Source organism: Trichocoleus sp. FACHB-262, from assembly GCF_014696035.1.
Classification (GTDB): Bacteria; Cyanobacteriota; Cyanobacteriia; order FACHB-46; family FACHB-46; genus Trichocoleus.
The window spans coordinates 167,748-180,576 of sequence record NZ_JACJPK010000097.1 but is presented as its reverse complement, the minus strand read 5'-3'; the positions used below and the strand labels follow the sequence as shown (position 1 = coordinate 180,576).

10 protein-coding genes are annotated in these 12,829 nt (G+C 48.2%); 5 read left to right on the top strand and 5 right to left on the bottom strand.

The features are described 5' to 3' along the window. Positions 1 to 70: 70 nt before the first annotated feature. The 3 genes from speA (at position 71) to H6F68_RS23090 (ending at position 4,188) form a co-directional block, all read left to right on the top strand. Positions 71 to 2,098, top strand: coding sequence for a biosynthetic arginine decarboxylase (speA, locus tag H6F68_RS23100; protein WP_242024672.1), 2,028 nt, complete (start codon positions 71 to 73; stop codon positions 2,096 to 2,098). A 213-nt stretch (positions 2,099 to 2,311) separates the two neighbouring features. Further along, on the top strand, positions 2,312 to 3,301 hold the full coding sequence (locus H6F68_RS23095) for a metal ABC transporter solute-binding protein, Zn/Mn family (RefSeq protein ID WP_242065620.1): 990 nt from the start codon (positions 2,312 to 2,314) through the stop codon (positions 3,299 to 3,301). Positions 3,302 to 3,306: 5 nt separating this feature from the next. Then, complete coding sequence (locus H6F68_RS23090) at positions 3,307 to 4,188, top strand: metal ABC transporter ATP-binding protein (RefSeq protein ID WP_190562619.1); 882 nt, start codon at positions 3,307 to 3,309, stop codon at positions 4,186 to 4,188. A 346-nt stretch (positions 4,189 to 4,534) separates the two neighbouring features. On the opposite strand, the gene H6F68_RS23085 is transcribed toward H6F68_RS23090, so the two are convergent. Then, positions 4,535 to 5,557 (bottom strand): Npun_R2821/Npun_R2822 family protein, encoded by a 1,023-nt coding sequence (locus H6F68_RS23085; protein WP_190562617.1) that lies wholly within the window; start codon positions 5,555 to 5,557, stop codon positions 4,535 to 4,537. Between the two features lie 356 nt (positions 5,558 to 5,913). Between H6F68_RS23085 and H6F68_RS23080 the strand changes: the two genes are divergently transcribed. Next, complete coding sequence (locus H6F68_RS23080; RefSeq protein WP_190562615.1) at positions 5,914 to 7,278, top strand: cytochrome P450; 1,365 nt, start codon at positions 5,914 to 5,916, stop codon at positions 7,276 to 7,278. Positions 7,279 to 7,306: 28 nt separating this feature from the next. On the opposite strand, the gene H6F68_RS23075 is transcribed toward H6F68_RS23080, so the two are convergent. Together H6F68_RS23075 and H6F68_RS23070 are read right to left on the bottom strand one after the other, a co-directional pair. Beyond that, on the bottom strand, positions 7,307 to 8,296 hold the full coding sequence (locus H6F68_RS23075; protein ID WP_190562613.1) for a hypothetical protein: 990 nt from the start codon (positions 8,294 to 8,296) through the stop codon (positions 7,307 to 7,309). A gap of 2 nt (positions 8,297 to 8,298) precedes the next feature. Continuing rightward, positions 8,299 to 8,967, bottom strand: coding sequence for a molecular chaperone DnaJ (locus H6F68_RS23070; RefSeq protein WP_313930218.1), 669 nt, complete (start codon positions 8,965 to 8,967; stop codon positions 8,299 to 8,301). A 116-nt stretch (positions 8,968 to 9,083) separates the two neighbouring features. On the opposite strand from H6F68_RS23070, the gene H6F68_RS23065 reads away from it, so the two are divergent. Further along, positions 9,084 to 9,845 carry a DUF429 domain-containing protein gene (locus H6F68_RS23065; RefSeq protein WP_190562611.1) on the top strand — a complete coding sequence of 254 codons (762 nt, stop codon included), beginning with the start codon at positions 9,084 to 9,086 and terminating at the stop codon, positions 9,843 to 9,845. Here the strand turns inward: H6F68_RS23065 and glgP are convergent. Beyond that, the gene (glgP, locus tag H6F68_RS23060) at positions 9,799 to 12,366 is read right to left on the bottom strand and encodes an alpha-glucan family phosphorylase (protein ID WP_190562609.1); all 2,568 of its coding nucleotides are present in this window, start codon (positions 12,364 to 12,366) and stop codon (positions 9,799 to 9,801) included. The genes H6F68_RS23065 and glgP overlap by 47 nt on opposite strands. A gap of 160 nt (positions 12,367 to 12,526) precedes the next feature. After that, positions 12,527 to 12,760 carry a hypothetical protein gene (locus H6F68_RS23055; protein WP_190562607.1) on the bottom strand — a complete coding sequence of 78 codons (234 nt, stop codon included), beginning with the start codon at positions 12,758 to 12,760 and terminating at the stop codon, positions 12,527 to 12,529. Positions 12,761 to 12,829 lie beyond the last annotated feature (69 nt).

Sequence of the window (12,829 nt, the reverse complement as noted above, 5' to 3'; positions counted from 1 at the left end):
GATTTTGCCAGCAGCGAGTCAAAATCAGGCTTTTCTTTTGTCTAGGAGGATACTCAGAGGGTAAGACAGGATGGGTGGACGGCCAGCAGCAAAATCCGGAATGGGGAAAGCCGCTAACGATGGCGCTAACAAAACTCAGCTAGACAAAAGCCACGCTGAACCAGAATCATTGAGTTTAGCGAAGCCAACAGAAACTTTGAATCTCCGTAAATCCTGGACGATTGAAGATAGCGAAGAACTCTATCGCATCCAGGGTTGGGGAGAGCCTTATTTTTCCATCAATGCTGCGGGCCACATTACGGTGTCTCCCAAAGGCGATCGCGGCGGTTCTCTGGATCTGTTTGAGTTAGTGACTGCGCTTAAACTCCGAAACCTAGGCTTACCGCTACTGATTCGCTTTTCTGATATTTTGGAAGACCGCATTGAGCGCCTTAATGCTGCTTTTGGTAGGGCGATCGCGCGGTATAACTACCCTGGTACTTACCGGGGGGTGTTTCCGGTCAAGTGCAACCAACAACGGCATTTGGTTGAGAGCTTGGTCAAATTTGGCAAGCCGCACCAGTTTGGCTTGGAGGCAGGTTCCAAACCCGAACTGATGATTGCCCTGGCAACCCTGGATACACCCGGAGCTTTGCTGATTTGCAACGGCTACAAAGACCGCGAGTATATTGAAACGGCGATTCTGGCGCAGCGCTTGGGCCAAACTCCGATCATCGTGCTGGAACAGGTGGAAGAAGTGGCGTTGGCGATCGCGGCAGGACGCAAGCTGGGCATTCAACCGATTCTGGGCGTGCGGGCCAAGCTGAGTGCCAAAGGGATTGGACGCTGGGGCAGTTCGGCGGGCGATCGCGCCAAGTTTGGCCTCACCATTCCAGAAATTCTCCATGCAGTCGAGCAGCTAAAAGCCGCTGATATGTTGGGTTCGCTGCAACTGCTGCATTTTCACATCGGTTCCCAAATTTCTTCGATCAATGTCGTCAAGGATGCAATTCGCGAAGCCAGCCAAATCTACGTGGAGTTGGCGCAGCTTGGAGCCGACATGAAATATATTGACGTGGGCGGCGGTCTGGGTGTGGACTATGACGGGTCCAAAACCAACTTCTACGCCTCCAAAAACTACAACATGCAGAACTATGCCAATGATGTAGTCGCGGAGATCAAAGAAACCTGTGCTGAGCGTAATCTGCCTGTACCAACAATTGTGAGTGAAAGTGGTCGGGCGATCGCCTCTCACCAATCTGTCTTAGTCTTTGATGTTTTGGGCACCAGCGAACCGCCGTCAGAAACGCCAGAACCCGCCCGCGAAGATGAGCATTTGATCATTCGCAATCTCTACGACACCTACTCAGCCATTACTGCTGAGAATTACCAAGAGGCTTACCACGACGCCACGCAGTTCAAAGAAGAAGCGGTGAGCTTGTTTGGCTTTGGCTACGTTAGCCTGACCGAGCGAGCGAGAGCTGAGCGCTTGTACTGGGCCTGCTGCGAAAAGATTTTGGAAGTTGCTCGCCAGCAAGATTATGTGCCGGATGATCTCGAAGATCTAGAGAAAATCATGGCCTCGATCTATTACATCAACTTATCGGTGTTTCAGTCAGCTCCTGACAGTTGGGCGATCGATCAACTCTTTCCGATCATGCCAGTTCATCGATTGAATGAGGAACCAACTCGACGGGCAACGCTAGCTGATTTGACTTGTGACAGCGATGGCAAAATTGACCAGTTTATTGACTTGCGTGATGTCAAATCTGTTTTGGAGCTACATGCCCTCAAACCGGAGGAGCCGTATTACTTAGCCATGTTCCTCGGTGGGGCGTACCAAGAGATCATGGGCAATCTGCACAATTTGTTTGGCGACACGAACGCTGTGCATATCAGTCTTACACCTAAAGGCTACCGGATCGAGCATGTGGTGAAGGGCGACACGATGCACGAAGTTTTGGGCTATGTCCAATACGATGCTGAGGACTTAATCGAAAACATTCGCCAGCAAACCGAACACGCCCTGCAAGAAAAGCGCATCACCTTAGCAGAGTCGCAACTGCTGCTACAAAACTACGAGCGCAGCTTGAGCGGTTACACTTACCTTTCTTCGTAGTTTGGTGTAACTAACTCATTCTTTTTCAGAAGTTGAAATGGGGCACTCTTTAGGGGTGCCCTCACTTTTGGCCGATCGCCTGCCCAACGTAACCCCACACCAATTTAGTGAAGTATTAGAATAAGATTCATTCTCAATCGATTAGAATAAGATCGATTCTCATTTTCTTGGGGCTACCTGCTCTATCACTGCTGTCTCTGAGGAGAAGCTGTCTTGCATATCACCATGCGATCGCTCCTACAAACTCTGTCGCTGCTGCCTTGGTTGGTTCTCATGGGCTGTAGTCAAACTACCTCAGGCGCTCCTGGCGCTGAGCTATCCCAAGGTGAGGGGCAGTCGGATCGGGTGCAGGTGATAACCACTTTCTTGCCCATGTACTTGTTTACCAAGGCAGTGACAGGGGATGCGGCAGATGTAAAAGTCTTGATTCCTCCTGGGACTGAAGTGCATGAATACCAGTCGAAACCGGGGGATGTGCAGGCGATCGCGCAGGCAGATGTGCTGGTCGAGAACGGCTTAGGGCTGGAATCTTTCTTACGAGATACCATCAAAAGTGCTCAGAATTCTAAGCTAGTAGTGGTTGACGCGAGCCGGGGGATTCAACCCATTGGCGCAGCGGCTACAGAAGAGCATGGACATACAGAGGCAGAGCCTGGAGAGTCCAATTCAGCAGACTCAACCGCCCATGATCATGCAGAAGGTAATCCGCATGTTTGGCTCGATCCAGTTTTGGTAAAGCAGCAAATCACAAATATTCGCGATCAGTTAATCAAGGTTGACCAACCCAATCAACCTGCTTACACAGCCAATGCTGCGGCCTATCTCCAGCAACTTGATACTCTGCATGGGGAGTTTCAGCGAACTTTACAAAAGTATCCCAACTGCACTTTTGTAACCTTTCATAATGCTTATCCCTACTTGGCACAGCGGTATCAGTTGCAGCAAGTTGCGGTGGTGGAGTTACCCGAAGATAACCTTTCGCCCAGGGAAGTGCAAAATGCGATCGCCACAGTGAAGCAGTACAAAGTAAAAGCATTATTTGGTGAACCGGGGACTGATAACAAGCTGCTGCAAAGCTTGGCCCAAGACTTAAATCTCACTTTGCAGCCCCTCGATTCCCTAGAAGCTGGCTCCTTGGACCCACAATATTACTTCACCGCAATGAAGAAGAATCTCCAAACTCTCGAAGCTGCATGTCAGTAGTATTGATGAATTCCGATCAACCTCATTTCGACTTTGAGCAACAGTATCACCCAGAGCTTCCCCCTGCTGAAGGGAACTGGAGCGGCCCAATCTTGCAGATTGAGCACTTGATGGTATATCAGGGACAACACCCAGCGGTGCAAGATGTCTCCTTTGAGTTGCAACCTGGAACAGATACGGCTGTAGTAGGGCCGAATGGGGCAGGGAAGAGTACTTTAATTCAAGCCATTTTGGGCTTGTTACCCCGTAAGCAAGGCACGATCCAGATTTTTGGTCGTCCGTTATCTCGCTTAGGAAATTTACGGCATCAAATTGGCTATGTGCCTCAAAACTTTGTATTCGATCGCAGTTTTCCCATCTCGGTGCATGAGTTAGTCGGGTTAGGCTGGGTGGATCTGCAAACGCCAACTGCTCCAACTGCAACGCCCCTAGAAACTTGGTTGCGGAGTCTGCAAACTTTAGCGATCAGAGGCGATCGCCATCAAAGACGACAAAGCGCGATCGCTCAAGCCTTACAACGAGTGGATGCGTATCACCTACGCCATCGGCCAATTGGCACCTTGAGCACTGGACAACTGAAGCGAGTGTTGCTGGCCTATTGCCTCGTGATGCCTCGCAAACTTTTAGTCTTGGATGAAGCTTTTGCTGGCGTAGATGCTCAAGGAGAGGCAGACTTTTATGCCTTGTTACACCAACTCAAGCAAGAACAACAGTGGACTGTGTTGCAAGTGTCTCACGATCTAGATATGGTTAGTCGCCACTGCGATCGCGTGTTATGTGTGAATCAACGGCTGATCTGTCATGGGCAGCCAGAGGTCGCCTTATCTCCACAAAATCTCCTGGCTGCCTATGGACCCGCTTTCAGCCGATACCAGCATAATCATTAGGTTTTTCCGGCGATCGCTACACCCATATAGAATCTTTTGAATATGTAATATTAATTACAACCTATCAACTGTAGGCCCTTTATTGTTGAACTCATAGGTGGACGTCAAACTCCTAAACTTAGGGTTTGCTCCTAATTCCTTAAGCCGGGTATGACTGGGACATGGCTTTGCTATGTCCTTCAATTATTATTTTTAGTTTTCGCTTCGATAGCAGCTCGCAGCGATCGCTCTCCAAAGATCTGCTTAGCTAACCAGCCGCTTCATGGTTCAGATTTTTAGCACTCCTACAGAGATCAAGAATCCTGCCTGGAAAACCACACAGGATTGAGGCCTACCATACAACCAACTATTTGATTAATTTCTGTGCGGCTTTGCGGACAAAACGCTGAATTTTAGCAGCAGGGCTAGGAGGCTTTAATCGGGTGGGTTTTTGCTCTGGCTCTTGGAGAAAGCGATAGTGCAAAAAGATATCCTTGTAGGGAATATCTGCATCTTCTCCCTTGGCTAAACGGGCAAAGTCAGAGGACGCATACCCCATGTAATGAATCCGGTGAATCGGCTTAAGTCCTTGCTCGTTGTAGAGAACATTGTCCACATTAGTAAATGGGTCAACATTGGCGCAGTTACCTGTGCGGTCTTGCCCATTCTGACTGAGCGTGAAATTAAATAATGGGCGATCGCAGCGTAGCGTCATGTAGTTGAACAAAAAGGCATCGTCCCACCAGCCTTGACCGTTCACCCAAGCGGCTTCGCCTTGATTCACCAAGCGGTCTTGCAGGACGGCGAGTTCTTCAGCGCCAAAGATGCCATATTTTGACCCCCAGAAACTGGAACAGTGTAGTTTCGGTCGAATATCTACTGCTGTAAATAAACCCGTTTGCTCAATCAAAGAAATATCTAGAGCCGTATGAGGAGCTGATTTGGCATGTTCCCAGTCATCAAACACAAAATCATAAGTCTCTAGCTGCTGCCAAACATTCGTGAGCGGCTTCATGGCTAAGCTATCGCCGTCAAAGAAGACAAATTTATCAAAAATTCCTTCAAAGGCGACAAACTTACGGTGTAGCCCTCCGCCATACCAACGAGGATGCTTTTGCTGAGTGCGTTGAGCTTCTGGATGCACCCTGACAAACTCTTGAGCAAATTTTTCCCAGCGAGCAATGGCTGACTCATCGGTAAACAAAGTCACATTGGGGCGGCTGGCGATCGCTTGTTGACAACGCTCCAAACGCTGGTCAAAGGGAATCACACAGATGGGAATGTCGGAACCTACATTAGCGTCAATGCTGTTTAGCAACGCAATGAGCTGGTCATAGACCACATCATTGGCAAGCGTATAAATTCCAAAGGGTTGTCTTTGCTGGCTCATATTTCTGTATAGAGAGGTAGCAACAGTCACTCTTGGCAAATTTAGGCTTTTTAACCAAAGTTAGTTAATTCTACTTACGACTTCCCAAAAATTTGTTAAATTCCGGATATAAATATCGAACAATCAAGCCTGATGATGAAGTTTCTAGGAATTGATTTGGGGTTGCGATCGCCTTCCGCAAGCCGTGCCTCTTCTGTGGCTACATGATTGTATTGGGGCAGATGAGCACTTATTTAGCTATTGCCATGATTAACCTAGTTCCCTAAACCGATTTAGCGCATTACAGTTTAGACCCTTCTCAAGTGTTATGACAGAAAGAGGTCTAACGATCGCTGGTTTAGAGAGGGCTGAGTGCCATGAAACTTCCTGATGGTCCTAAAGGTCCGAAGCTATTTCTGACGCTGCAAGGTGTGTTGTGGCCATTGGAGTTTTTAGAAGATTGTGCGCAGCGCTATGGTGACCCGTTCACTTCCCGCTTCGCTAGCTTTCCGCCGTTTGTAGTTTTCAGCAACCCCCAAGCCATCCAAGAGATCTTCACCGCCGATCCCAAGCTATTTGACTCTGGTCGCTCTAATACCGTGTTCCGTCCCTCACTAGGGGACAACTCGCTCATTCTGCTAGACGGCGATCGCCACGCTCGACAACGACGCTTACTCACGCCTCCGTTTCATGGCGATCGCATGCGGGCTTACGGTCAGTTGATCTGTGATGCGGCAGAAAAAGTGATCAGCGACTACTCCATTGGTGAAACAGTGGTGGCTCGGACGGCAATGCAAGAAATTTCCTTGAGGGTGATTTTACGAGCGGTGTTTGGCTTGGATGAAGGACCGAGACTGGAGCAACTGCGGCAACTTTTGAGTGCTTTACTCGAAGGCTTTAACTCTCCGCTCAAATCTCTCATTGTGTTTGTGCCAGCCCTACAGCAAGACTTAGGGGCTTGGAGTCCTTGGGGGCAATTTCTCCGCCGTCGGCAAAAGATTGATCAACTCATCTATGCCGAAATTGAGCAACGCCGAGCTGAACCAGATGCAACCAGAGAAGACATTCTCAGTTTGATGATGGCTGCACGAGATGAAGCAGGCCAACCGATGACAGATGTGGAACTGCGAGATGAGTTGATGACTTTGCTGATTGCGGGGCATGAAACTACCGCTTCGTCGCTGTCTTGGGCACTTTACTGGGTGCATGCTATGCCTGAAGTCCGCGATCGCCTGTTACAAGAACTAGAAACGGTAGGGCCAGAAGCAGATCCTAGCGCGATCGCTCGTCTCCCCTACTTAAATGCGGTTTGCCAAGAAACGCTACGACTTTACCCAGTCGTGCTGTTCACGTTTCTCCGCATCGCCAAGGCTCCGGTCAAAATTATGGGTCACGAGTTTGAACCTGGAACCTACATCTCGCCCTGCATTTACTTGACTCATCACCGTCCTGATCTCTACCCAGAACCCAATCAGTTTCGCCCAGAGCGCTTTCTGGAGCGGCAGTTTTCGGCCTACGAGTATTTACCCTTCGGTGGCGGTAATCGTCGCTGCATTGGGATGGCATTCGCTCAATACGAAATGAAGCTGGTTCTAGCGACTCTGCTCGCGCGCTGGCAGTTCAGCCTGGTTGATCACCGCCCCGTCCGCCCTCTCCGTCGTGGAGCCACTTTCACCCCTCAAGGTGGTATCCCTCTAGTCCTTCAAAGCGATCGTCCATTAAACAGTTTGACCAGTGCTTGAGATGTTTGATATTCGCTTGATGAATACCTCAAGCTGCCTTGAATTTAGGCTGTTGAGCGTCCAACATTTGCTTAACCTTGTTAAGCCTCAAAACTACCTCGTAGTTATCAGGATGTAGCTCATTAACAAACTGAATTAGATGATTAACTGTGCAGGGTTTTTGAAAGCCACCATTCCAAATGTGAAATTCTTGGTGAACGGCCTCTGCTAGAGTAATCAAATTGTCTTGACAAGCAGCGAGATGAGGATAGTGTTCTTTTGAATAGATGTGATGTACAACAAAATTACATTTGTTGTATTTGTCTCGCTTTTGATTAGTAATTTGACAGCGGCTACCGTCCCGTCTCTTGGCAGCATTCATTGCTGAATCAATTCTCTTTTGTTGTGCTGTTTCCTCATCAATGATCATCTTAAAGGTTTTCTTACCTACAACCTCAATGGCCCCACACCAACTACGGCGATTTTTGACAGTTAACTCTTTGGCAAGATTCTCCGATAATCTATAGAAGCCTGCAAGAGAATAGTGCCGAACACCATCTATGTCATCAAAATCTGTATGAAGTTCAAGTGGAGAATCCGATCTTTGAATATCATCAAAGGCTTTATTTAGCCGAGTAGGGCTGGTACAAAGAATATTGACAACATCTTTTTTTGAAAGAAAATGTCTATTGTTTCTAAGTGTTAGTGAGCTAGAGTTTTCTTGAATCTTTTTGCTAATGAAAGAATTACGAATCTTCTCTTTGTGCTTGGTTATAAATTCTTTAATGCGTGACCAAATGCTCTTTTTCTCCTTCTCATCCATGTATTTGGCGATCGCGTAAGCTCCGTGTTCGGAAAAGATCCTGTCATTCAGGCTCTTGTTGATATACATGAAATGATCATTCTCTTTCAACTCCCACTGGTCATTTGGATCGGAGTCAAAAAACTGGACAATTCGATCTAATTCCTGACGAGTAATCTCTAGTGCGTTCGCAAGCTGCTCTTCTCGAATCGTGAAGCCCGAATTTTTCTTTGCCATGATTATGCCTCTGCGCTGATACTCTTGTACATAATGGTGAGGCGGTCAAAGATAGCAGCGTCACCTGTTTTTGAGTTGTCTGGATGATAGATTTTGCTTAATTGGTGATAGGCACTTTGAATGTCTTTATGAGTTGCAGTTTTAGAATCTAAAGCAAAAACCTGCCAAGGCTTGAAATAGTTGAAGATATTAACGCCATTGATGCAGCCATACCCCTGTTGATTTTCTTCACCTGGAAGTACACCAACAAACTTGCGATATAGCTTCTCCCAATCCTCTTTCACACTTAATTTAGAGATATTCATACCATCAGTTGCCATTTTGAAGGCACCAGATTTCTTTAACTCAGTAGTATTTTTAACTGAAAAGTTTTGATAAATTGCTGCCTTAATTTGCGCCAAGGTTAATGGTTTAATTTGTGGCGGCTTGATAACTGGATCTTTTTTCTTATGGTTCTCAATAACAAAACAAGCAAATTCTTCAAAAACAGAGGTACTAACCCCATATCTCTCTGCAAGGCGAGAAGCTTCATTCTTTAAAAACGAATTAAGCTGGGCTGAATTCTTCTCTTTATCAGTTTTAGCTGACTTCGCTTTAGCGGTAGTTTTAGGCATAATTGATTGACATAAGGAATCAACTAACATTTCTTCCAGTTCTAGAACACTTTCCACGATATTGAACCCTGGAAAGTTGGAAGTTCATGGACTCTTTAGAGTTTAACTAACTGGTTACTTCACCATGATTCCCAGCTACTAGAGGAAATGACTAAACCGTTGGCACTTTAATCATGAAGTTTTTGGGAATTGATTTGGGGTGGCGATCGCAACCAACCGGACTCTGCTGCCTAGAATGGCGAGACGGCAAACTACATTTACAGAATTTGGAGCGGTTAGAAGCGATCGCGGACATTCTGGCTTGGATAGATAGCTGCGTCCCGGCTGAAGCATCGGCAGTGATCGCGGTGGATGCGCCAACCTTAATTCCCAACGAAACGGGGATGCGATTGCCCGATCGCCTCACTCACAAACATTTTGGGCGATATCATGCAGGCTGCTATCCTGCTAACTTAGGTTTGCCATTCGCTGAACGGACTGTAGCTTTTGGTCTAAGTTTGGAAGCGCGAGGGTTTGCTCATGCGCCAGTACTAGCAGCGCAACAATCAGGACGCTACCAAATTGAGGTGTTTCCCCATCCAGCGATGATTCATCTGTTTGGGTTGCCGCAGATTTTGAAATATAAAAAAGGCAAGCTGAGCGATCGCCGATTGGAACTGTTGAATTTACGTCAACACATTCTGCAAGACTTGACTCAGTTGGAGCCAAGCTTGTTTGTTCCAGACTCAACCTTAGTTCCGGAAATCCCAACTAAAGGGACAGAGATGAAAGCCGTTGAAGATCAACTGGATGCTTTAATCTGTGCCTATGTCGCCGCGCATTGGTGGTACTGGGGAGTAGAGCGCAACTTGGTTTTAGGCGATCGCGAAACAGGCTACATTGTCGTCCCTATGCTTCTGCCCAAAGAATCAATCCAGGCTCATACGGACTGCTGAGGTACTCATTTTTGGGTAACACGCGCAAGGATAGCCCTTGGAGACCGCTACTGGTGTAACTGATGTCGATTGTGTAGATACTATGGTGGTTCGGGTCTTGACCTTGGTATTCCATCTCCACAGACACGCCATCGGCAATCTCACCTTCGGCATTGACGGAACCTTGATACAGTTCTACCTGCACATCAGCGGGAGTTAAGGCTCCGAGTTTGAGGCGGGCTTTAACACTAATGGTTTCGTTGACTTGAATATCCGCAGGTTGAGAGATATCAATATCCTGAATCTTCATGTCGTACCAATGCTCAAACAGATGCGCTTTCCAATGGGATAATTCCTTGGCAGCCGCGTACTGGTTGTTGACCATTGCCTGGTAGCGATCGCTAGCGGGGAAGTAAGCCTGCATGGCATAATCTCGCACCATCCGAGCCGTGTTAAACCGAGGACAGTTGAGGTGGATCGCATGTTTCATCTTGGCAATCCAGCCACGCGGCAATCCCTCGGCATCGCGATCGTAGAACAGTGGCACAATCTGTTGCTCTAGCAGGTCGTACAGCGCATTCGCTTCTACCTCATCTTGGTAGTTAGGGTCTTCGTAGTCTTCTCCATGCCCAATCGGCCAACCTGTTTTCACGTAGTCGGCTTCATCCCACCAGCCATCGAGGATGCTTAAGTTGGGCAAGCCATTCATTGCCGCTTTCATGCCGCTAGTGCCAGAAGCTTCACGGGGTCGGCGGGGAGTATTCAGCCACACGTCACAACCAGCCACCATCAACCGCGCCACATGGATGTCGTAGTCTGGGATGAACACGACATGGCGGCTCAGGCCTTCTGCACGAATAAAGTGGACAATTTGTCGAATTAGTTCTTTGCCCGGAATATCTCTGGGGTGAGCTTTACCTGCAATCACAAATTGCACGGCTCGATGCCTAGAGCCACCTTGCAGAATTTCTTTGATTCGCTCCAGATTACGCAGGAATAAACTGGCGCGCTTGTAAGTGGCAAAGCGACGCGCAAAGCCAATGGTTAAGACAGTCGGATCAAGCACCTCTTGGACTTGCGCCAACTCGCTCAGGGAGCCACCGCGATCGCGCACATTCTTTTGCAGGCGATCGCGCACAAACACCACCAGTGCCGAGCGGCAGCGTTCATGGTTGCGCCAGAGTTCTTCATCAGGAATCGATTCCACCCGTTCCCACAACGGATGATCTGGTGCTGCATCCGACCAATTGGGGCCAAGGTAGCGATCGTACAACTCCTGAGTTGACTTGGCGACACAACTACGGGCATGCACCCCATTAGTAATAGCAGTAATGGGCACTTCATTTAACGGGAAATTGGACCACAAGCTTTGGAACATGTGGCGAGAAACTTCCCCATGCAATTGACTGACGCCATTGATAAAGGTCGCCATCTTAATGGCTAGAATCGCCATGCTAAAGGGTGAGGAGAAATCGCCTGTATTCTCCCGACCGAGCGCTAAAAATTCTTCTCTAGGGAAGCCAAAAGTTCCAGCGTAGTGCCCCAGGTAATGCATGATTTTGTCTGGGGGAAACAGGTCGATTCCTGCGGCAACCGGCGTGTGTGTTGTAAATACCTGAGTAGACTGGGCCACCTGGCTCGCTTCGGTGAAGGTCAAGCCATCTTCTTGGATCATCTTGCGAATCCGCTCTAGAGCTAGAAACGCTGAGTGTCCCTCGTTCATGTGATAAACAGTCGGCTTCAGCCCCAAAGCTTCTAGCATGCGGACGCCACCAATTCCCAGCATCATTTCCTGGTGAATCCGCATATCAATGTCACCACCATACAACTCGTCGGTGATGTCATGGTCGTAGGGGCTGTTGGGTTCAATGTTGGTGTCGAGCAGATATAACGGCACGGTACCTACCTGCACACGCCAAACTCTGGCATAGACCGTCCGACCCGGATATTCTACAGAAATTCGGATCTCTGAGCCATCTGGATGCCGTTCTGGCTCCAGCGGCATGTTGTAAAAGTCGTTGATGGGATAGCGCTCTTGTTGCCAGCCATCCGCATTGAGGTATTGGGCAAAGTAGCCTTCTTGATAAAGCAGACCCACTGCAACCAGCGGTAAACCCAGATCACTCGCAGATTTAAGATGATCGCCTGCGAGAACACCCAAACCACCTGAATAGATGGGTAGGCTATCGGTGAGGCCAAACTCTGCTGAGAAGTAGGCGTAGCAAGCTTGTTGATCTTTGGCTTTTTGCTTGCGATACCAAGTCCGCTCTGCCAAATAGCCATCGAGTTGCCGCACGGCCCGCTCCATGTGAGCCAGAAAACCTTCATCTTCGGCTACTTCTCGCAAGCGCTCTTGGCTAATGGTGCCCAACATGAGTACTGGGTTGTGGCGGCTCGATTCCCAGAGGTCTCGGTCTAAGCGGTGGAATAAATCTTTCGTTTCAAAGTTCCAATCCCAATGGAGGTTGTAGGCCAACTTCCGGAGGGGTTCCAAGCGGGGGGGCAAGGAGGGAGAGACGTTGAAAGTACGAATTGGCCGCATGATCGAGCAAACTCCAAGTCCAGCTAGGGCTATTGTCTCCCCAGTTTCCCTAAAAGTCTGGCACTCTTAACACTCTCTTGAGATAGGTGACAATCTGTGGCGATCGCTCCTTCTCATTAATTTGAGCTTTGGGGTTCGGCTGGGAAGTTTGTCTGGACACTTAGAACCGCAACGACTCAAAGATAATCGCACTAGCCATAAAGCATAGGGCGATCGCGGCCACACGCAAAAACCACTGACCCACAACAGCCAACAAAACTGTAACGAGCGAGTTAGCCCCTAGCCCTGCCAAGATAATGCAAAGAATGGAGAAGCCGAACAAGCTAATAAAGAAGTATTTGACAGTTTCGCAGGCCAATTTGAACATCAGGCTGTAGCGCTCTGTTGTCTTCATGATTTCTATTCCTGTTGATCTAAAAGTTGCTTAATTTAGCGTTCTACGTGAAATGACGGAACTCGCTAT

Coding starts and splice junctions, on each gene's coding strand:
- speA (WP_242024672.1), top strand. CDS start 71: ATGGGTGGACGGCCAGCAGCAAAATCCGGAATGGGGAAAGCCGCTAAC.
- H6F68_RS23090 (WP_190562619.1), top strand. CDS start 3,307: ATGAATTCCGATCAACCTCATTTCGACTTTGAGCAACAGTATCACCCA.
- H6F68_RS23085 (WP_190562617.1), bottom strand. CDS start 5,557: ATGAGCCAGCAAAGACAACCCTTTGGAATTTATACGCTTGCCAATGAT.
- H6F68_RS23080 (WP_190562615.1), top strand. CDS start 5,914: ATGAAACTTCCTGATGGTCCTAAAGGTCCGAAGCTATTTCTGACGCTG.
- H6F68_RS23075 (WP_190562613.1), bottom strand. CDS start 8,296: ATGGCAAAGAAAAATTCGGGCTTCACGATTCGAGAAGAGCAGCTTGCG.
- H6F68_RS23065 (WP_190562611.1), top strand. CDS start 9,084: ATGAAGTTTTTGGGAATTGATTTGGGGTGGCGATCGCAACCAACCGGA.
- glgP (WP_190562609.1), bottom strand. CDS start 12,366: ATGCGGCCAATTCGTACTTTCAACGTCTCTCCCTCCTTGCCCCCCCGC.
- H6F68_RS23055 (WP_190562607.1), bottom strand. CDS start 12,760: ATGAAGACAACAGAGCGCTACAGCCTGATGTTCAAATTGGCCTGCGAA.